Raw genomic sequence first — 17605 nt, 5'->3', positions numbered from 1 at the left:
TCAATTAGTTTTTTTCTCTATATGGATTAATATGCACGAGTACATCTTGAACATTCTTCTCTTCCATGAGCCTTATTTTCACATTCTTCCCTATTGCATGACCCTCTTCTACCGTAATGTACGGGTCTACGCCAATTTTAATATCAACAATGACGTAGTGACCGTGTTCACGAGCAAAGAATTCATCAATATTTAACACACCTTCTACTTCTGCTGCAGCTTGCTTCATCTCTACTGTATCTTCTGGGTGAAGAACATGATCGAGCGCATTGTGAATCGATTGCTTCCCAAGGCTCCATGCCATCTTACCAATCAAAATGGCGACAAAGGCACTGGCTAGTGCATCCCCATACAAAAGCCAAGAAATATTCAACATTCCACCTAAAATCGCAGCCCCAATCCCTACAAGCGCAGCCATTGAGGAGAACACATCTGACCGGTGATGCCACGCATCAGTCATTAATGCTTCACTCTTATATTTTTTACCCAATTGATACTTATATCGAAACATTAATTCCTTTGTCACAATTGAAAAGACTACAGCATAGATCGCAATCATTTTCGGGACAACAACTGGCTCAAAAAAGGACTTGAATGCAGTAAGTGCGATTTCAAAACTAACAAGAAACAACAGTACCGCAACAATGATCGCAGCAACCGATTCTGCTTTTCCATGACCATAAGGATGATCTTCATCTGGTGGGAGCTTTGCAGCGCGTACTCCTATCAACACCACTACAGATCCGACGACATCTGATGCTGAGTGAGCAGCATCTGCAATTAATGCTCGACTATTTGCCATAAAACCAATAATGGCTTTAATAATAGCTAAGATAATATTGCCGATAATTCCAACCCAGGCAGCAAAGCGTACTTTTCGGTAGCGAATATCTGCTTCTTCCATATGCTCACCCCACTCTCTACATAATATACCAAAACCTGCCACCGCTCCACGTTATTGTTCCAAAAAAAAGATCATGGTATGCACCATGATCTTAATTTCCTCCAATACTAAACCGGTGGTTCTTCTTCTGGTTGTTGCTTGCTTTTAAATTTTTGCTTTTTAAGCTGACGCGCTTTCCAAATTAACCACAGTTGAGAAGCAAGGAACATAGAAGAATACGTTCCAGCTACGAGGCCAATTAACAAAGCAAGAGCAAATGAACGAATTGCCTCTCCTCCAAAAATGAATAGGGCGGCAGCTGCAAAGACCACAGTTAAGACGGTGTTTATGGAACGAGCAAGTGTTTGAACTAAACTTTTATTGACGATTGCAGCTAAATCATCAAAGCCCTTCACTTTCTTAGCTAGTTTCATGTTCTCCCGAATTCGGTCAAACGTTACGATTGTATCGTTAATAGAATACCCGACAATCGTTAGAACGGCTGCAATAAATGGCACGTTTACTTGGATTTGAAGCAAACTGAACACTGCAATAATGAAAAAGGCATCATGTAAGAGTGCCACAATCGCAGCAACCCCATATAAGAATTCAAAACGAATTGTCACATAAATGATAATCCCCACAGAGGCGATCAGTACAGAAATCAAAGCATTTTGAGCAAGCTCTTGACCGACTGTTGGTGATACTGTTCCGATATTTGGCTCAGCTCCATATTGCTCCGCGAAATGCGACTGAATTTCCGCAATTTCACCAGCATCTAGTACAACAATGAATCTTGCCGTAGCTAATTCATTGCGATCTCCACCTAAGGTAATGTCATCAGGTGTATACCCCGCACCAATTTGAGCGAATTCTTCTTCAACTATTTCTGCCGTCAATGGTTCTTCTGATAAGATTTCAACTTGAGAACCACTCTGAAAATCAATCCCTAAATTCAATCCCATTGTAAGTAAAAGAATGACACCAATGAGCATTGAAGAAAGGGAGAACATAAAAAACTTCTTACGATGTTGAACAAAATCGATCTCGCGGTTTTGAAAATTAAAGCTCATCGATTTCACCTTCTTTCACACCGAACAAGCGTGGCTTTTTATTGAGTGCACGACTATTCACCCATAGACCGAGTAATAAACGTGAACCATAAACAGCCGTTAAGAAACTTGTTAAAATACTAACGATCAACATCACAGCAAATCCCTGTACAGAACTTGTCCCATAGGCAAATAACACACCGGCCGCTAGGATGGTTGTAATATTTGCATCTAAAATCGTAGATAAAGAGCGTCTACTACCTGCTTTAAATGCAGACATAATCGATTTTCCAGAACGAATCTCTTCTTTAATTCGTTCGTACGTAATAATGTTGGCATCCACTGCCATACCTACGCCTAAGATTAATGCTGCAATACCCGGTAACGTCAGGATCGCGTTCATTAAGTTAAATATAAGAAGTACTAAATAGATGTACACGGAGAGTGTAACAAGAGCAATCACACCCATGAAACGGTAATAAAACAGCATATAAATAAAAATTAACGCAATTCCGATAAACCCAGCATAAATCGTTTTCTCCATCGCCTGTTCCCCTAAAGAAGCCCCGACTGAATTCGAGTACATTTCTTCTAGTTTTACAGGTAATGATCCTGCATTTAATACTTCTGCAATAATACGAGTCTCTTCAAGTGCGAAGTTACCCTCAATCATCACATCACGTGAATTAATCGGTTCACGTACGGATGCAGCAGATAAATATTTAGGGTCGTCACTCATCATTTCAGCTTCGTATGAATCAACACCCTCTTCAAAATCAAGCCAAATGACTAGTAAATTCTCACCAGGTGGTCTGCTTGAAATCTCTCTTGTAATATCACCAAAAAGCTGTGCATCACGGAGAGTGAGTGTCACGATCGGTTCATTCGTTTGGTCTTTAAAAGAAGAATTTGCCCCATTTTGCTGCAAATCACTTCCATCTAATAACACTTCATCATTTACATCACGAAATGTTAGGTTCGCTTCTGTAGAAAGTAGGTCACGTGCCGTTTGTTGGTCTTCCACACCAGCTAATTGCACACGGATGCGGTCGTCGCCCTCAATTTGAATATTCGGCTCTGATACACCGAGCACATTTACACGTTGATTGAGCGCACTAACCGTCGCACTTAGTGCTGTTTGATCAATTACATCTCCTTCATTAGCGGGATTAACTTGATACAAAATCTCAAATCCGCCTTGAAGGTCGAGTCCTAGCTTGATTTCCTTCGTAATTCCCATAACCGTCTGGCTAATCAGCCCTCCGAAGATGAGTACGATGAGAAAAAAAGCAATAATTCGGCCTTTTTTCACCATGTTGCTCAAATGCCTCCTCCTATTAACGCACTAATGCTTGTCTACTAAGAGACAAGCATTTACACAATAGTCTTATTATAGCTTTTCATGAAAAATCCTGTCAATTTCATCTAGAAGATTCTCACTTAAACATCACATTATGTATTCATGCGACCTACCCAAACGATTCTTGTTTTTTAAACCAATTCTCGCCTTCACGGTAACTTTCTTTTGTTACCCATGTCATATAATCCTGAACTTTTAATGTAAGAATGACTTGAACAAAAGCATGAAGATGAATAAATTCTTTTTGTTTTCGCAAACGATCCATCACACAAGCCCACACTTGATCCACAGTTACTCGGTCATAACCTAGAAAATGAAACTCCTCGACCTTTGAAGCAAGTGCCGGCTCTACATCGTATCTCCAACTTTCAAATTGCTGTCTTTCCATCGTATCATGCTCCCCTCTATTAAGTTCCTTCTTACCTCTAAAAGACTGTATACATCACAGCAGCAACCCCAACACCAGCAATAACCACACCTGTTGCAATGGCTAAAAAGGCTGATCGTAAAGGGATAAAAAATAAGATCGCTGCTAAGCTTGCAGAATAAGCTCCTGTTGTCGGAAGCGGTACCGCTGTAAACAATATCAAGCCAAGCGCACCAAACTTCTCAACATTATTACTCTTTTTCATCGTACGATTATAAAGCCAATCATAGAAGCGTTTATATACCGAAAAACGAAGCATCCACTTACTAATAGGACGGAATAATAGCAGAATTGGAATAATTGGTAGTAAGTTTCCAAGCATCCCATAGAATAGAGCCTCACTGAACGAAAAGCCTAGTTGATGAGCAAGCGGAATTCCTCCACGCAACTCCAAAATCGGCATTGCTGATATCACAATGACTAATAATTCAGGTGGCAAAAAGCCAAACGTATCAATTAAAAACTGTTCAATAGTGTGTTTCACTTAAACTCTTCCTCTCTCTTTACCAAATGCGATAAAACATCTTGTCATGCTTGCCCCACTACTAAGCATATAAATAATAGCGGAAAATATCCATTATTTTTTATGAAAGTAGGGCTGCACATGTCAAAACAGACCTTTCTAAAAGGGACGTTCATCTTGATCATAGCGGGACTTATAACGCGCTTTTTAGGCTTTGTTAATAAAATTGTGGTAGCTCGAATTATGGGTGCAGAAGGAGTCGGCCTTTACATGATGGCCGTGCCAACATTGCTTCTTGTTATTACGATCACTCAACTCGGACTTCCTGTAGCCATCTCTAAACTTGTGGCAGAAGCCGAAGCGAAAAAGGATCGGGGCAGAATTAAAAAAATCTTGATTGTCTCCATTGCCATAACAGGAACACTAAGCATTATTTTTACAGCAGCCATGGTCATCTTCGCTCCCATTATATCAAAAACCCTCTTAACAGATGCACGGGCTTATTACCCATTGATTGCAATTGCACCAATTGTCCCAATTGTAGCTCTCTCCTCTGTCATGCGCGGCTATTTCCAAGGTAGACAAAATATGAAGCCGACTGCTTACTCGCAAGTGATTGAGCAAGTTGTCCGCATTACATTAGTTGCAGTAATGACAAGTGCCTTTCTACCAATGGGCGTTGAATATGCAGCAGCTGGGGCCATGATTTCAGTTGTGTTTGGTGAGCTAGCTTCACTTCTTTATATGGTGTTCATGTTCAAGACCAATAAACGCTTCAAAATTCGTTCAGGCTTCTTTGGTTACGTAAAAGAAGGAAAACATACATTTAATGATTTAATGAGAATTGCCTTACCGACAACTGGCAGTAAGCTAATCGGTTCTCTTTCCTTATTTTTTGAGCCGATCGTTGTTGCACAAAGTTTGGCTATTGCAGGGGTTGCAACCGTTATGGCTACTCAGCAGTATGGTGAATTAGCGGGCTTCGTTATTCCACTTTTACTTCTACCAACTTTTATCACCTTTTCTTTGTCTGTTTCGTTGGTTCCTGCTATCAGTGAGGCAGCGGCAAAAAAACAATACAAAACGATTCATCATAGACTCGGGCAAGCCCTTCGATTAGCCCTTATTTCAGGAGGGGTTTCAGTCGTTATTTTGTATGTGTATGCCGAACCGATTATGGACCTGATGTACAATGCACCATCTGTTGCAACATACGTTAAAGTCATGGCTCCTTTTAGCATCTTCCTTTATTTCCAAGGCCCACTTCAAGCAACTCTACAAGCTCTCGATTTAGCGAAAGCCGCGATGATGAATAGCTTGTTTGGAGCAGTCGTGAAAATTGGAGCAATCTTTGCTCTAGCAACCCGTCCTGAATTTGGAATCATGGGAGCGGCACTCGCTATTGTGATTGGCTTTATCTTAGTCACCCTACTCCATTTTGCAACCGTCGTTAAAACAGTGAGTTTCACCATCAACGTAAAATTAATTGTTAAAGTAATCTTACTAATCAGTTCATCTACTTGGATTGGGTACCTCTGTTTACATCACGCATTCTTGGATCAGTCATTGCTTACAAAAACGTTACTAAGCATTGCAATTACAACGACCTTCTATAGCATTCTCATGATCTTATTAGGCCTTATCAAACACGATGAATTAAAACGTCTTCCATTCATCGGCCAAACAATCGCAAAATTTGTACCGAAAAGCTAAATAAAAGAATAGGAGCTTCAGCTATAGTGGCTGAAGCTCCTTTCGCTTTTCTTGTCTAGCTGCATTGCCTCAGGTCATCGGTCGCTTCACTTTGTCAAACGAAGCAAAAAGAAGCTTCTCATTGCCAAACCTCCATCGTCCTCATACCTAAACGAGCCAATTACGCTTTTCTTGTCTAGCTGCGGCTCCTTGTCCTGCGGGTAAAAACGGTGAATCAAATGAAGTCAAAGAGCGACTTCATATTACTCCCCCTTATTTTTCCGCATGCCAGTCCAGTCGCCTTCGCTTTTCTTTTTTATCATTTTGTAAATCGATCGATAATCAGGTTAATCGCTCCGTCTCCGGTTACGTTTGTTGCTGTCCCGAAGCTATCTTGGGCCATATAGAGGGCGATCATTAACCCGATTGCCGCTTCACTAAATCCAAGCATTGATGTTAACACACCAAGGGCCGCCATAATCGCTCCACCCGGAACACCAGGTGCGGCTACCATAATGAGTCCAAGCATGAAGATTACCGGCAACATGTTTGCAATCGTTGGTGTTGCTAGTTCTGGTGTAATCATCATTACAGCCATTGCACATGTGACGATCGTGATCACACTTCCTGATAAATGGATCGTTGCACATAATGGCACTCCGAAGTTGGCGATATTTTCTTTTACGTTGTTTTTTTTCACCGATTGCAACGTCACTGGAATCGTTGCTGCACTACTCATTGTTCCAATGGCCGTTGCATAAGCTGGTGCCATATTTGCTAAAAGCTTAAATGGATTTTGTTTACGAAGCGCACCTGCAGTTGAATATTGAATCACTAACCATATTAAGTGAAGAGAAATGGCTAGCACAAGAACGACTGCAAACAAGCTCAGCGTCTTAAAGACTGTTCCTTCATATGCAAGTTCTGAGAAGATCCCTGCAATATAGAAAGGAAGAAGAGGAATAATAATAGCTGCAATCACAAGCTCAATAATATCTCTACCTTCATCTAAGAACGCTTTGATCTTCTCACTGCCTGTTTTCGAAACCCCAATTCCAAATACAAAGGCCATAACAAGAGCTGTCACAATGCCCATTAATGGTTCAATCTCAAGATTTAAAAATGGTTCAAGTCCACCAGCTTCCTCTACAACTTCATTTGGAGTCGTTAATTGAGGGATAATGAGAGATGCGACAACAAAGGCAAACAACCCAGCAATAACGGTTGATACATAGGCTAGTCCTACTGTGCTTCCCACTAATTTTCCTGAACTCTTTCCAAGGCCTGCTACCCCACTTGCGATAAAGAATAAAATAATGAATGGAACAATAAATGTGATAAAACTTCCGAATAAGCTTTTAAATGTAACTAGCACTCGCACAACTGATTCCGGAAAAAACAATCCAATTAAAATACCGACAATAATACCAATGACTAATTTTGCTAAAAGTTTCATCTTCTACCCTCCGAATTGTCTCTCTAAGAAGAACAAATGTATATTGCTATTTTACATAATTTTTTTTAGAAAACAAGGATTAACGATATATTCAGAATAGTAAGTTTTTAAAGCGATAGAAAAAAGCTAACCTTTTTCTCAAGATTAGCTTCAAATATTCAGGATCTTACCACAAGAAAAAGGCACTAGCGAGGGCAAATCCTCCAATGGCGGCAAGCGCAATTGGGACCACATTATTAGATGGACAACAGGATGGTGGATAAGGTGGCTGGTAATAGCCATAACCATACCCTCCGCTACGATCATATGATTCCTGCTCCCCAGCTTGTTCAAGTTCCAAGTAAACATGGCCCGAATCAACGTTGACTAATTTCCCTGTATAAGTTGTTCCCGAAACATCTGTAATCGTCACTCGCTGACCTTGATGTTCTTTTGCAAGCTCATAATAGTTAGACACAAGCGAACCTCCTTTTTGTCGTTCATATATAAGATATGAACAAACCAAAAAGCATGTCTCCACCTATAACTAGTTTTAGCTTATTGTTCGTCTTTAAGATCTACAAAAAACGATTGATCATCCCTTAAAGCACAATACGATATCTTTTTAATATCTCTGTATCCAATTTTTCTCATTTCTTGCCTTAACCATAACGGTGTTTTTTCGATTTTTTTCAAATGCTCCTCTTGAACCTTCCCATCTAGGATAAGGGGTAAGGGGAGATTGGAACCTTTCTTGTCAGCATCCTTTGATTTTTCAATAACGGAAAGTTTGCCAGAAGGTTCTAAAATGGCAAATTCAACATCAGAAAGCTTTCCTATCTTGTTCTGTCTTAGCTGCACAAGTAAGTCATCAAAGTTATAGCGTTGCTTACGCATTTCATGTTCATCGATCTTTCCTTCTTTTATTAATACAGAAGGCTCCCCATCTAATAAGTCACGTAATTTTTCACTTTTTAACGAGATAACTGCAAACGTAATTTGAATGATGGACAGCACAAAAATGGGGATTAATGAATGAATCATCGGCGCTTGAAAGTTATCAATCGAAATCACCGCAAGTTCAGCAATCATGATTGATACAACAAAATCAAGAACCGATAATTGCCCTATTTCTCGTTTACCCATCAAGCGTAAGACAAGTAGAATAATGACATACACCAAAACTGTACGAAGGATGATTGTCACAAAGTCCATCGCTCACGCCCCCTCAATCTCAAACTCAGTCTTTAATGAGTAGTATGTGCAGAGATTGTGAGCTAATGAATTGAAGCTTTTGGAAAGAGAACTCAGTTAAAAATAAATTAAATAGCGTAAATAAATATAAATGCTTGATATAATAAAAGAAATAAGAGCAATCGGTGCACCTACTTTTAAAAATTCCAGATAGCTGAATGGTTGCTTTGCTTTTAAAGCCATTCCAGCTACAATCACGTTTGCCGTCGCTCCAATAATGGTTGCATTTCCTCCTAAACAAGCCCCTAGAGCAAGCGACCACCATAATGGATCAAGATTAGTCATTCCATACTCTTGAAATTCTAAAATGACTGGAATCATTGCCGCTACAAATGGAATATTATCTACAAATCCGCTAAGGATGCCAGATCCCCATAAAATAAACATCGCCGTCTTAGGCAAATCACCGTCCGTATAATATATAATGGCCTTTGCAAACTCATCAATGATCCCGACCTCTTTTAATCCACCAACTAGCATGAATAGTCCAATAAAAAAGAAAAGAGTTACCCATTCAACCGACTTGAATACTTCCTCTACATCTAGCTCATCTTGAGTAATTAACATCAATAATAAAGCCCCTACCATTGCAATACTAGTCAACTCAATATGTAATAAAGGTTGAATCACAAAGGCAACAGTAGTTGCTCCTAGAACAGTAACCGATTTAATTAACAAGGTTCTATCTTTGATGAAATCTGCAGGTTGGAGCATTTTTAACTTCGTCTGATGCTCAACTTTAACCGAAAGCTGTTTTCGGTAATAAAAAACCAATCCTGCCATCACTAATAAAAAAATGATGATAACAACTGGACTTAAGTGCACGATAAAATCATTAAAGTTTAAATGCCCAACTGCCTGACCAATCATTAAATTAGGAGGATCTCCAATTAATGTAGCTGTCCCACCAATATTAGACGCCATGACAATGGATAATAAAAACGGAACCGCATTGAGCTTTAAAAGAGAGGTTAATGTAAAAATAATCGGTACAATTAAAAGCACCGTAGTCACATTGTTTAAAAAAGCAGAGCCAAAAGCAGTAAAAGTTGAGATCACAATAAGTAAAGGGATGGGTCTGCCCTCTACCCATTTCGCCATAGAGACAGCAACATATTCAAAAAAACCGCTCTGACTTGTGATGGAAACTAAAATCATCATTGCCAGTAAAAGGGTAATCGTATGCCAATCGATATGCTGCAAAAAGGCAGCTTCTATTTCATATACACCGAACACAAGCATCAACACGCCACCTAGACAAGCGACCACGGCCCGGTTCAGTTTTTCGGTCATAATAAAGAAATAACTGATGATAAAAATGATTAACGCAAAGGTTACTGCCATGTTTGTACTCCTCTCGTCCACATTTCTATCATCCTATGACACGCTTGATTTAAACATGTCCTTTATTCTGCTTATCCAATCTTTTATGTCTATTTTATACAAGCCTGAATAAGCTTTAAAAAGAGGTTAAATACATTACAAAGGGGTGTGAAAAATTGGCTTCTAGAAGTTTTCTCCCAGCTGTCTTTTGGGGATTAAGTGCAATTTTAGTAATTGCTCTATCTTTTAGTTTACTTACTTCCTTATTTTTAACATTTACTTCTTATACGGAGGAATCAATCGGCTGGCTTATCATTGGAGTAGCGTGCTTATCAATGTTTATTGGCGGGTTTATGTCAGGAGCAAAAGCAAAGTCAAGAGGTTGGATGGCAGGTGCTCTAACAGCCTTGTTATTTACAATAATAACTTTTCTTGTCCAATTCCTTGGCTACAACGAGGTATTCACAACTGGACAGTACGCCTTTCACGGCGCCTACCTGCTACTCGCAGCATTAGGTGGCATCATTGGAGTGAATATAGCAAGCAACTCACAAAAATAAAGAAAGCACAGCCAAATGGCTGTGCTTTCTTATGTATGACTGATGTCTAGCTTCATTGACTCAGATAATCGTCCGCGTCACTTTGGCAAACGAAGCAAAAGCGCTTCTCATTGCCAAACCTCCAGCCTCCTCATATCTAAACGAATCATTCCGCTTTTCTTGTCTAGCTTCGGCTCCTTGGCATGCGGGTAAAAATGGTGCATCGAATGAAGTCAAACTGCGACTTCATATCGCTCCCCCTTATTTTACCGCATGCCAGAACAGTCACCTCCGCTTTTCTTTTATCAATCTGGGTTGACTACTTCGCGGACTGCTGCACGGTCAAACGTTAGTTTGCGGTTATCGTTTACAAGAACGATGAGTACATCCTCATCGATTGCATCGATTACACCGTGTATGCCACCAATTGTGATGATTTTGTCACCACGTTGAAGGTTTGAGTGCATGTCACGAATTGATTTCTGACGCTTTTGTTGTGGACGAATAAGCAAGAAATAAAAAATCGCAAACATTAGAATTAGTGGTAATAATGTACCAAGAATCTCCATTCATTTTCCCCCCTTTCCTTACTTTACAAGCTATATGATTAGAAGTTCTTTGCATTTGGCTTGTTGAAGCCGTATTGTTCAAAAAACTCTTCTCTAAAGTCAAGCAAACGATCATCACGAATTGCTTGTCTTACCTGCTCCATTAAGTTTAACAGGAAATACAGGTTATGATAAGTCGTAAGCCTAAATCCGAACGTTTCGTCACACTTAATTAAATGGCGAATATACGCTCTTGAATAGTTTTGACAAACATGACAATCACAGTTCTCATCAAGAGGACGGAAATCGCGTGCAAACTTTGCATTTCGGACGACTAAGCGACCTTCACTTGTCATACAAGTACCATTTCTAGCAATACGAGTAGGAAGCACACAATCGAACATATCAATCCCACGAATCGCACCATCAATTAGTGAATCAGGAGATCCAACTCCCATTAGATAACGGGCTTTGTCATCTGGTAACCAAGGTGTTGTAAACTCTAACACACGGTTCATCACATCTTTTGGTTCGCCTACTGATAACCCACCAACAGCGTAACCAGGGAAATCCATTGATACGAGGTCTTTAGCACTTTGCTTTCTCAGCTCTTCGTACTCCCCACCTTGTACAATTCCGAATAAACCTTGGTCTTCTGGACGTTTATGAGCACTTAAACAACGTTCAGCCCAGCGACTCGTACGCTCAACCGATTTTTTCATGTAGTCATATTCAGCAGGATAAGGAGGACATTCATCAAATGCCATCATAATATCTGACCCAAGCGCATTTTGAATATCCATTGCACCTTCAGGACTTAAGAAAAGTTTCTCCCCACTCATGTGGTTGCGAAAATGAACACCCTCTTCTTCAATCTTACGCAAAGCACTTAAACTAAATACTTGAAATCCACCAGAATCCGTTAAAATTGGACGATCCCAGTTCATAAATTTATGAAGGCCGCCTGCTTCTTTGACGATATCATGCCCCGGACGTAACCAAAGGTGATAGGTGTTACTTAAAATAATCTGAGCGTTCATATCATAAAGATCTTCCGGGCTCATTGTTTTAACTGTTGCAAGTGTTCCAACAGGCATAAAAATGGGTGTTTCAAATGTACCGTGTGGTGTGTGTACACGCCCAAGTCTAGCACCTGATTGTTTACACGTTTTAATTAATTCATAGGTGACTGCTGCCATAGCGTCCCATCCTCCTTGTCACTCTCATTTCTTATCTAACGAATAAACATTGCATCACCAAAGCTGAAGAAACGATACCGTTCCTTAACCGCATGGTTGTATGCCCCAATGATATGCTCTCTTCCCGCAAGAGCACTTACAAGCATGACAAGCGTAGACTTAGGTAAGTGAAAATTCGTTAACAATCCGTCAATCCCTTTAAATGTATAACCTGGGTAAATAAAAATGGACGTCCAACCAGATGCCTCACAAAACGCACCATGTTCATTCATGATTGTCTCAAGTGTTCTAGCTGAAGTGGTACCGACTGCTACCACTTTGCCGTCATTCTCTTTAACCTCTGTAAGTAAGCGTGCGGTTCCTTCACTCATTTGATAATATTCTGCATGCATCTCATGGGATTCAACATCCTCCACACTAACCGGCCTAAATGTTCCAAGCCCGACATGCAAAGTGATAAAGGCTAAGTGAACACCTTTATCTTGTAGAGTTTGCAGCAGTTCTTCTGTAAAATGCAACCCTGCCGTTGGAGCTGCTGCAGATCCTCTATTTTTAGCAAAAACTGTCTGATAACGTTCTTGGTCATCAAGTTGTTCTTTAATATAAGGTGGCAAAGGCATTTCTCCCAATTGGTCAAGAACCTCATGAAGAATCCCGTCGTATTGTAACTCAACTACTCGTCCACCTTGATCGCTTTCAGCTACACAAGTAGCAGTGAGAAGGCCATCTCCAAAATCAATCGTTGTACCAACCTTCACTCGCTTTGCAGGCTTCGCAAGAGTCTCCCATTTATCACCTTCAAGCTGCTTTAATAACAGCAACTCAATTTTAGCTCCGGTATCCTTTTTCACACCGTACAATCTAGCTGGTAACACTCTTGTATCATTTAATACTAAGCAATCACCTGGCTTCAAATAGTCGGTTACTGAAGAGAAGACATCATCCTTAATCGAGCCATTTTCTTTATCTAAAACAAGCAAACGAGACGCCGTTCGATCAAGGAGCGGCGTCTGTGCGATCAATTCATCTGGTAAATAAAAATCAAAATCACGTACATCCATGTAAATTCACCTTTTCATCCGTTCTAAGACATCTTTTCTAGAATACCGAACCTTGTTTTATTAAGCAAGGGAAATTCATCTCGCTTACCGGAATCGTCCAAATAAAAATAAAATCAAAGAAAGAACGATACTTACGACAATCGAGGTCATGATCGGAAAGTAAAACGTGGAATTCTCTCGTTTGATTAAAATATCTCCGGGCAAGCGGCCAATTGATGTTTTTGAGAGTAGCGGCCATAACAGCCCAACCACAATGCAAATAATCCCAATCCCAATCAACACTTTCGATATTGTACTCATTTAGTCGGCTCCTTAAGATTGAAATGTTTATAACAAGCAGGTGTGACCATTCTTCCTCTCGGTGTGCGCTGTAAGAAACCAATTTGTAATAAATAGGGCTCATATACATCTTCAATCGTTTCAGACTCTTCTCCTATAGTCGCAGAGATTGTCTCAAGGCCAACAGGACCACCTCGGAATTTTTCAATCATCCCTATTAGTAATTTATGGTCAATATGATCAAGTCCTAGACGGTCAACTTGTAATTTCTCTAGAGCATCTGCTGCAAGTTCAACAGAAATCGTGCCGTTGCCCATAACTTGCGCAAAATCCCTTACTCGCCGTAGCAGACGATTCGCAATACGAGGAGTTCCTCTTGAACGTCTAGCAATTTCTACTGCGGCAGCTTCTTCTAATTCCGTTTCAAAAATAGCTGCTGTTCGCTTTACAATGACCGCAAGTTCCGCTTCTGTATAATATTCTAAACGTGCCATTACTCCAAAGCGATCACGTAGCGGTGCTGAGAGCATCCCTGCTCGAGTTGTTGCTCCTACGAGGGTAAAAGGTGGTAAGTCTAGACGAACGGACCTGGCGGTTGGGCCTTTTCCAATCACAATGTCTAAACAAAAGTCCTCCATTGCTGGATAAAGTACCTCCTCAACCATGCGATTTAGACGATGTATTTCATCAATGAACAAAACATCACCAGGCTCAAGCGCTGTAAGAATAGCTGCTAAATCACCTGGCCTCTCAATTGCTGGACCTGAAGTGGTTCGCATTTGTACTCCCATCTCTGTTGCGATGATACCAGATAAAGTGGTTTTACCAAGACCAGGTGGCCCATATAAAAGCACATGATCAAGGCACTCTTCACGCATTTTGGCAGCTTCTATAAAAACTTGCAGGTTTTGCTTTACTTTTTCTTGCCCAATGTACTGATTTAAATCCGTTGGGCGAATGGTTTGATCAAGTGATTCCTCTAGACCTTGAGCTTCCGCAGAGACCATACGCTCATCCATTCATCTCCACCTCCTCATTTTAGATTTTCAGCATTAATTTCAAAGCTTTTTTAATATAAGCATCCGTTTCCATTGCTTCCTCTTCAAGCTTAGGACGAACCTTTTTCAATTCTTTTTCTACATATCCAAGTGCCCGTAGTGCTTCAAGCGCTTCTTCAAGCTCTTCATTTACTTGGTTAACGGCTTGTTTTGATCCAGAAATTAATCCGTCTGAATCTGTGAATAAACTTGGAGCAAATTCATCAAGCTTCCCTTTTAAATCTAAAATAATTTGTCTAGCTGTCTTTTTACCGACGCCAGGAAACTTCACTAATAATGCCTCGTCTTCTTCTTCAATCGCCCGTACCACATGCTCCGGTTGACCTGAAGCAAGAATCGCTAATGCACCTTTAGGACCAATCCCTGATACATTGAGTAATTTCTCAAATAAAGCCCGCTCTGCTTTTGTCTCAAACCCAAATAACCGAAGAAGATCCTCCCTCACATGTTGATAGGTAAAAATCCTAATCTTCTCCTCTAATTGGCGCTGGAAACGGTAAGGATTCGGACAATAGACCTGATAGCCTAACCCTTGGTGGTCCACTACGACATATTGTGTTTCGATGTCCACTAACACTCCATTTATGTAATCAATCACTTTGAACTCCCTCTCCATTATACGAACGTTTATTTCTATTTTAGCATATTTCCCTTCCCTTCGTATAATCGCATCCTGCTCAAAATAAAAAAGCCGCCTGTTTAACAGACAGCCTTAAAATTCAGCTTCTTTATACTCTGCAAAAACTTCTAACACTTCTTCATAATGATCCTTATCTCCAACAGGAATACCTTTAGCGAGCTCAGAATGTTGCTTACTTTTCAATTTCTTTGTATCGACTTGAAAAAACGACTGAATCACTTGTTCATCTTGGGGAACGCCTTCAAAAATCGATAAAATTCCATCTTCAGTAATCCCAAAATAACCGTTCATTTTTAAATCTGGAGAGATATCATCAATTTCTTTTTGAAAGACCATTCGCTCCTCAGATTGAGTTAGTAAATTCCACTCCTCATACTGAGCCCAGAAATCTTCCATTGCCCAAATTGTTTCTTCAGTCTGCTCTTCGATGACTTCACCGTCCATGTAAAGGTATTGCAAGGTCACATTCATCGTCGTAGGACCTAAGACTTCAAACGCATTATTCTCGTTAGAATCAGATTGAACATGCCCTCGTTCTGTTTGAACAAATAGTAACGTAAAGGTTGTAACTAGTATCAACAGAAGCATGATGAGAATAGTGTTTCCCTTTTTCTTTTTTATTTCTTGAAGCACTTTCACCATGTTCACCACCGTTCAATTCATTAGTGAAATCACTATAATAGATAAAAACTTCCATTTATAAGTTCAGTCTCTCCGTAAATCGATGTTTTCATTCCTCTCTTAAAAAAATCTTCAAAATTGAAAAAAGACAGGGAGGATCCCCTGTCTTAATTAAGGTTGTATTGTATTAACGTGAACGCTCAAACGGACGTTGTACAGCGCGACCTAAATCTTGTAGCATGTCATTAAATGTTGCTCCAACTTCATTAAAAGCAGCACCAGTACGTAATTCATCATCCATTGTACGGATGCGCCCTACTGTATTCTTATCTGTTACAACGCGTACATCTTTTCCTTCAACTTGTTGTTGAACGACCTTTTGGACACGATTCTTGATCTTTTCTTTGTTAGCATCTGTTTGAACACCTACTACGACGTCGTTTTCATGTACAATGACACGACAGTCCTCAACACCTTCAATATCATCGACTCGATTTGCTAATTGTTGAGCCGTTTTCCCGTCGTAATCTTTATGGTAATTAGCCGTAGTTGTGCGTTGACCCGTTAATGATTCCGCACCACGTCTTGCAGCACCCATTCCACGATTTGCACCATGCTCTAGTGCAGCAGCACCTTGACGCACTCCTTGACCAAGAGTACCAGCACCTTGACGCACTCCTTGTTCAAGCGCTCCAGCTCCGCGGCGAACACCATGCTCCATTGTTCCTGCACCACGATTTGTCATTCCTAGACCTTCACCTGTACGATTCATCGTACCGCGTTGCCCAAAGCCAAAGAAGTTCATTCCTCCTTGACGATTTTGTGTACCATAGCGCGTATTGGCATGGCCACGTAACAATCCATTTTCATCAACCATACCTGGTCGATCATTCCCTGTGATACCTGCTCGTCCCATTCCAGGTCGAGTTTGGTTAGCACGGTACCCATCACGTCCTGCAGATTGGAACCCTTTGTCACGCGTTTGATAGTTGTTTAAATGTGTGCGTGTTCTTTGTCCTGCAGGTTGATCGAGTCTTCCATAAGCGCCACCAGCACGACGATTATCAGGTGTCATCATATCTGTAACTGGACCTTGACCACCGTAACGTGAACTTGTATAAGCACCACTCATGTCTTGTGATTCAAAACCTGTATTTTGATAATTGTTGTTCATGGTTCTAGCTTGATTGTCTGTACCACATGCAGTCATACTACTTAAAATCATTGTTGCTGCGGCAACCGTCAATGCTACTTTTTTCATTTTTGAATTCCCCCTTTCAACAATTAATGTGGCTGAAATCATCTAACTTTACTCTGTTAGTTATTGGGGAGAAATGAAAATAATAAGCGAAATGATTAAATCAAAAGAAAAAGCAGCCCCAAAATAGGCTGCTTCTAATCATTAATCTTCATAATCATCAGTTTCACGATATTGATTAAGATGTTGAAGTTGTTCATAATCATTAGCTGACATCATTTGTCCATTTGTTCCATACATCGTTGGTTGATTCCTTTGCCCCATCATTTGCATTTGTTGATTCGTTTGAGCCATTGATTGCATAGACTGATTAGCCTGTGGGCCCATATTCATTGGCATCATCGGTTGATTTGCCTGCGGACCTATATTCATTGGCATCATCGGTTGATTTGCCTGCGGACCCATATTCATTGGCATCATCGGTTGATTTGCCTGTGGACCCATATTCATTGGCATCATCGGTTGATTTGCCTGTGGACCCATATTCATTGGCATCATCGGTTGATTTGCCTG

The 17605-nt window shown here is 40.4% G+C and carries 20 protein-coding genes; 2 read left to right on the top strand and 18 right to left on the bottom strand.

Annotation, left to right across the window (positions count from 1 at the left end; all coding sequences use genetic code 11):
* Positions 1 to 4: 4 nt before the first annotated feature.
* From RYX56_RS16245 to RYX56_RS16225, 5 genes are all read right to left on the bottom strand, one after another.
* The gene (locus RYX56_RS16245; protein ID WP_317123097.1) at positions 5 to 904 is read right to left on the bottom strand and encodes a cation diffusion facilitator family transporter; all 900 of its coding nucleotides are present in this window, start codon (positions 902 to 904) and stop codon (positions 5 to 7) included.
* A 107-nt stretch (positions 905 to 1011) separates the two neighbouring features.
* A complete protein-coding gene (gene secF / locus RYX56_RS16240; protein ID WP_317123096.1) occupies positions 1012 to 1956 on the bottom strand; it encodes a protein translocase subunit SecF in 945 nt (314 codons plus the stop codon).
* Entirely contained in the window at positions 1946 to 3250 is a 1305-nt protein-coding gene (gene secD / locus RYX56_RS16235; RefSeq protein WP_317123095.1) for a protein translocase subunit SecD, read from the bottom strand. The genes secF and secD overlap by 11 nt, the downstream gene beginning before the upstream one ends.
* A gap of 154 nt (positions 3251 to 3404) precedes the next feature.
* A complete protein-coding gene (locus tag RYX56_RS16230) occupies positions 3405 to 3683 on the bottom strand; it encodes a post-transcriptional regulator (protein ID WP_317123094.1) in 279 nt (92 codons plus the stop codon).
* A 37-nt stretch (positions 3684 to 3720) separates the two neighbouring features.
* Complete coding sequence (locus RYX56_RS16225; protein ID WP_317123093.1) at positions 3721 to 4206, bottom strand: COG2426 family protein; 486 nt, start codon at positions 4204 to 4206, stop codon at positions 3721 to 3723.
* A gap of 120 nt (positions 4207 to 4326) precedes the next feature.
* Here RYX56_RS16225 and spoVB point away from each other — a divergent pair, with 120 nt between their 5' ends.
* A complete protein-coding gene (spoVB, locus tag RYX56_RS16220; protein WP_317123092.1) occupies positions 4327 to 5898 on the top strand; it encodes a stage V sporulation protein B in 1572 nt (523 codons plus the stop codon).
* A gap of 298 nt (positions 5899 to 6196) precedes the next feature.
* On the opposite strand, the gene RYX56_RS16215 is transcribed toward spoVB, so the two are convergent.
* The 4 genes from RYX56_RS16215 to RYX56_RS16200 form a co-directional block, all read right to left on the bottom strand.
* The gene (locus RYX56_RS16215) at positions 6197 to 7333 is read right to left on the bottom strand and encodes a dicarboxylate/amino acid:cation symporter (protein ID WP_317123091.1); all 1137 of its coding nucleotides are present in this window, start codon (positions 7331 to 7333) and stop codon (positions 6197 to 6199) included.
* Positions 7334 to 7499: 166 nt separating this feature from the next.
* Positions 7500 to 7790, bottom strand: coding sequence for a hypothetical protein (locus tag RYX56_RS16210; RefSeq protein ID WP_317123090.1), 291 nt, complete (start codon positions 7788 to 7790; stop codon positions 7500 to 7502).
* 80 nt (positions 7791 to 7870) lie between these two features.
* Positions 7871 to 8527 carry a DUF421 domain-containing protein gene (locus RYX56_RS16205; RefSeq protein ID WP_317123089.1) on the bottom strand — a complete coding sequence of 219 codons (657 nt, stop codon included), beginning with the start codon at positions 8525 to 8527 and terminating at the stop codon, positions 7871 to 7873.
* Between the two features lie 96 nt (positions 8528 to 8623).
* On the bottom strand, positions 8624 to 9910 hold the full coding sequence (locus tag RYX56_RS16200; protein ID WP_317123088.1) for an ArsB/NhaD family transporter: 1287 nt from the start codon (positions 9908 to 9910) through the stop codon (positions 8624 to 8626).
* Positions 9911 to 10065: 155 nt separating this feature from the next.
* Here RYX56_RS16200 and RYX56_RS16195 point away from each other — a divergent pair, with 155 nt between their 5' ends.
* A complete protein-coding gene (locus tag RYX56_RS16195) occupies positions 10066 to 10449 on the top strand; it encodes a TIGR04086 family membrane protein (protein ID WP_317123087.1) in 384 nt (127 codons plus the stop codon).
* 284 nt (positions 10450 to 10733) lie between these two features.
* Here RYX56_RS16195 and yajC read toward each other — a convergent pair whose 3' ends face one another.
* From yajC to RYX56_RS16150, 9 genes are all read right to left on the bottom strand, one after another.
* A complete protein-coding gene (gene yajC / locus RYX56_RS16190) occupies positions 10734 to 10997 on the bottom strand; it encodes a preprotein translocase subunit YajC (protein ID WP_317123086.1) in 264 nt (87 codons plus the stop codon).
* A gap of 38 nt (positions 10998 to 11035) precedes the next feature.
* Positions 11036 to 12175: a tRNA guanosine(34) transglycosylase Tgt gene (tgt, locus tag RYX56_RS16185; RefSeq protein ID WP_047972879.1), complete on the bottom strand. Its 1140-nt coding sequence runs from the start codon at positions 12173 to 12175 to the stop codon at positions 11036 to 11038.
* Positions 12176 to 12210: 35 nt separating this feature from the next.
* Positions 12211 to 13236, bottom strand: a complete 1026-nt coding sequence (gene queA / locus RYX56_RS16180; RefSeq protein ID WP_317123085.1) for a tRNA preQ1(34) S-adenosylmethionine ribosyltransferase-isomerase QueA — start codon at positions 13234 to 13236, stop codon at positions 12211 to 12213.
* A gap of 84 nt (positions 13237 to 13320) precedes the next feature.
* Positions 13321 to 13536, bottom strand: coding sequence for a DUF2905 domain-containing protein (locus RYX56_RS16175; RefSeq protein WP_317123084.1), 216 nt, complete (start codon positions 13534 to 13536; stop codon positions 13321 to 13323).
* The gene (gene ruvB / locus RYX56_RS16170; protein WP_317123083.1) at positions 13533 to 14534 is read right to left on the bottom strand and encodes a Holliday junction branch migration DNA helicase RuvB; all 1002 of its coding nucleotides are present in this window, start codon (positions 14532 to 14534) and stop codon (positions 13533 to 13535) included. Before ruvB ends, RYX56_RS16175 begins: the two co-directional genes overlap by 4 nt.
* 19 nt (positions 14535 to 14553) lie before the next feature.
* Positions 14554 to 15171, bottom strand: a complete 618-nt coding sequence (gene ruvA, locus RYX56_RS16165; protein WP_317123082.1) for a Holliday junction branch migration protein RuvA — start codon at positions 15169 to 15171, stop codon at positions 14554 to 14556.
* A gap of 114 nt (positions 15172 to 15285) precedes the next feature.
* Complete coding sequence (locus RYX56_RS16160; RefSeq protein ID WP_317123081.1) at positions 15286 to 15855, bottom strand: BofC C-terminal domain-containing protein; 570 nt, start codon at positions 15853 to 15855, stop codon at positions 15286 to 15288.
* A 166-nt stretch (positions 15856 to 16021) separates the two neighbouring features.
* Complete coding sequence (locus RYX56_RS16155; protein WP_317123080.1) at positions 16022 to 17095, bottom strand: YhcN/YlaJ family sporulation lipoprotein; 1074 nt, start codon at positions 17093 to 17095, stop codon at positions 16022 to 16024.
* 141 nt (positions 17096 to 17236) lie between these two features.
* On the bottom strand, positions 17237 to 17605 hold a 369-nt coding region (locus RYX56_RS16150), incomplete at its 5' end, for a hypothetical protein (protein WP_439108504.1).

This window comes from Alkalihalophilus lindianensis (assembly GCF_032843265.1).
Classification (GTDB): domain Bacteria; phylum Bacillota; class Bacilli; order Bacillales; family Bacillaceae_D; genus Alkalihalophilus; species Alkalihalophilus lindianensis.
Note: the sequence above shows the minus strand (reverse complement) of the source record. Positions and strands in the feature narration are given on the sequence as shown.

Bases quoted from the DNA above. Each gene is read 5' to 3' on its own strand.
- queA (WP_317123085.1), bottom strand. From the start codon at position 13,236: ATGGATGTACGTGATTTTGATTTTTATTTACCAGATGAATTGATCGCA.
- RYX56_RS16160 (WP_317123081.1), bottom strand. From the start codon at position 15,855: ATGGTGAAAGTGCTTCAAGAAATAAAAAAGAAAAAGGGAAACACTATT.
- secF (WP_317123096.1), bottom strand. From the start codon at position 1,956: ATGAGCTTTAATTTTCAAAACCGCGAGATCGATTTTGTTCAACATCGT.
- RYX56_RS16215 (WP_317123091.1), bottom strand. From the start codon at position 7,333: ATGAAACTTTTAGCAAAATTAGTCATTGGTATTATTGTCGGTATTTTA.
- RYX56_RS16230 (WP_317123094.1), bottom strand. From the start codon at position 3,683: ATGGAAAGACAGCAATTTGAAAGTTGGAGATACGATGTAGAGCCGGCA.
- RYX56_RS16155 (WP_317123080.1), bottom strand. From the start codon at position 17,095: ATGAAAAAAGTAGCATTGACGGTTGCCGCAGCAACAATGATTTTAAGT.
- secD (WP_317123095.1), bottom strand. From the start codon at position 3,250: ATGGTGAAAAAAGGCCGAATTATTGCTTTTTTTCTCATCGTACTCATC.
- tgt (WP_047972879.1), bottom strand. From the start codon at position 12,175: ATGGCAGCAGTCACCTATGAATTAATTAAAACGTGTAAACAATCAGGT.
- RYX56_RS16245 (WP_317123097.1), bottom strand. From the start codon at position 904: ATGGAAGAAGCAGATATTCGCTACCGAAAAGTACGCTTTGCTGCCTGG.
- RYX56_RS16175 (WP_317123084.1), bottom strand. From the start codon at position 13,536: ATGAGTACAATATCGAAAGTGTTGATTGGGATTGGGATTATTTGCATT.
- ruvB (WP_317123083.1), bottom strand. From the start codon at position 14,534: ATGGATGAGCGTATGGTCTCTGCGGAAGCTCAAGGTCTAGAGGAATCA.
- yajC (WP_317123086.1), bottom strand. From the start codon at position 10,997: ATGGAGATTCTTGGTACATTATTACCACTAATTCTAATGTTTGCGATT.
- RYX56_RS16205 (WP_317123089.1), bottom strand. From the start codon at position 8,527: ATGGACTTTGTGACAATCATCCTTCGTACAGTTTTGGTGTATGTCATT.
- RYX56_RS16200 (WP_317123088.1), bottom strand. From the start codon at position 9,910: ATGGCAGTAACCTTTGCGTTAATCATTTTTATCATCAGTTATTTCTTT.
- spoVB (WP_317123092.1), top strand. From the start codon at position 4,327: ATGTCAAAACAGACCTTTCTAAAAGGGACGTTCATCTTGATCATAGCG.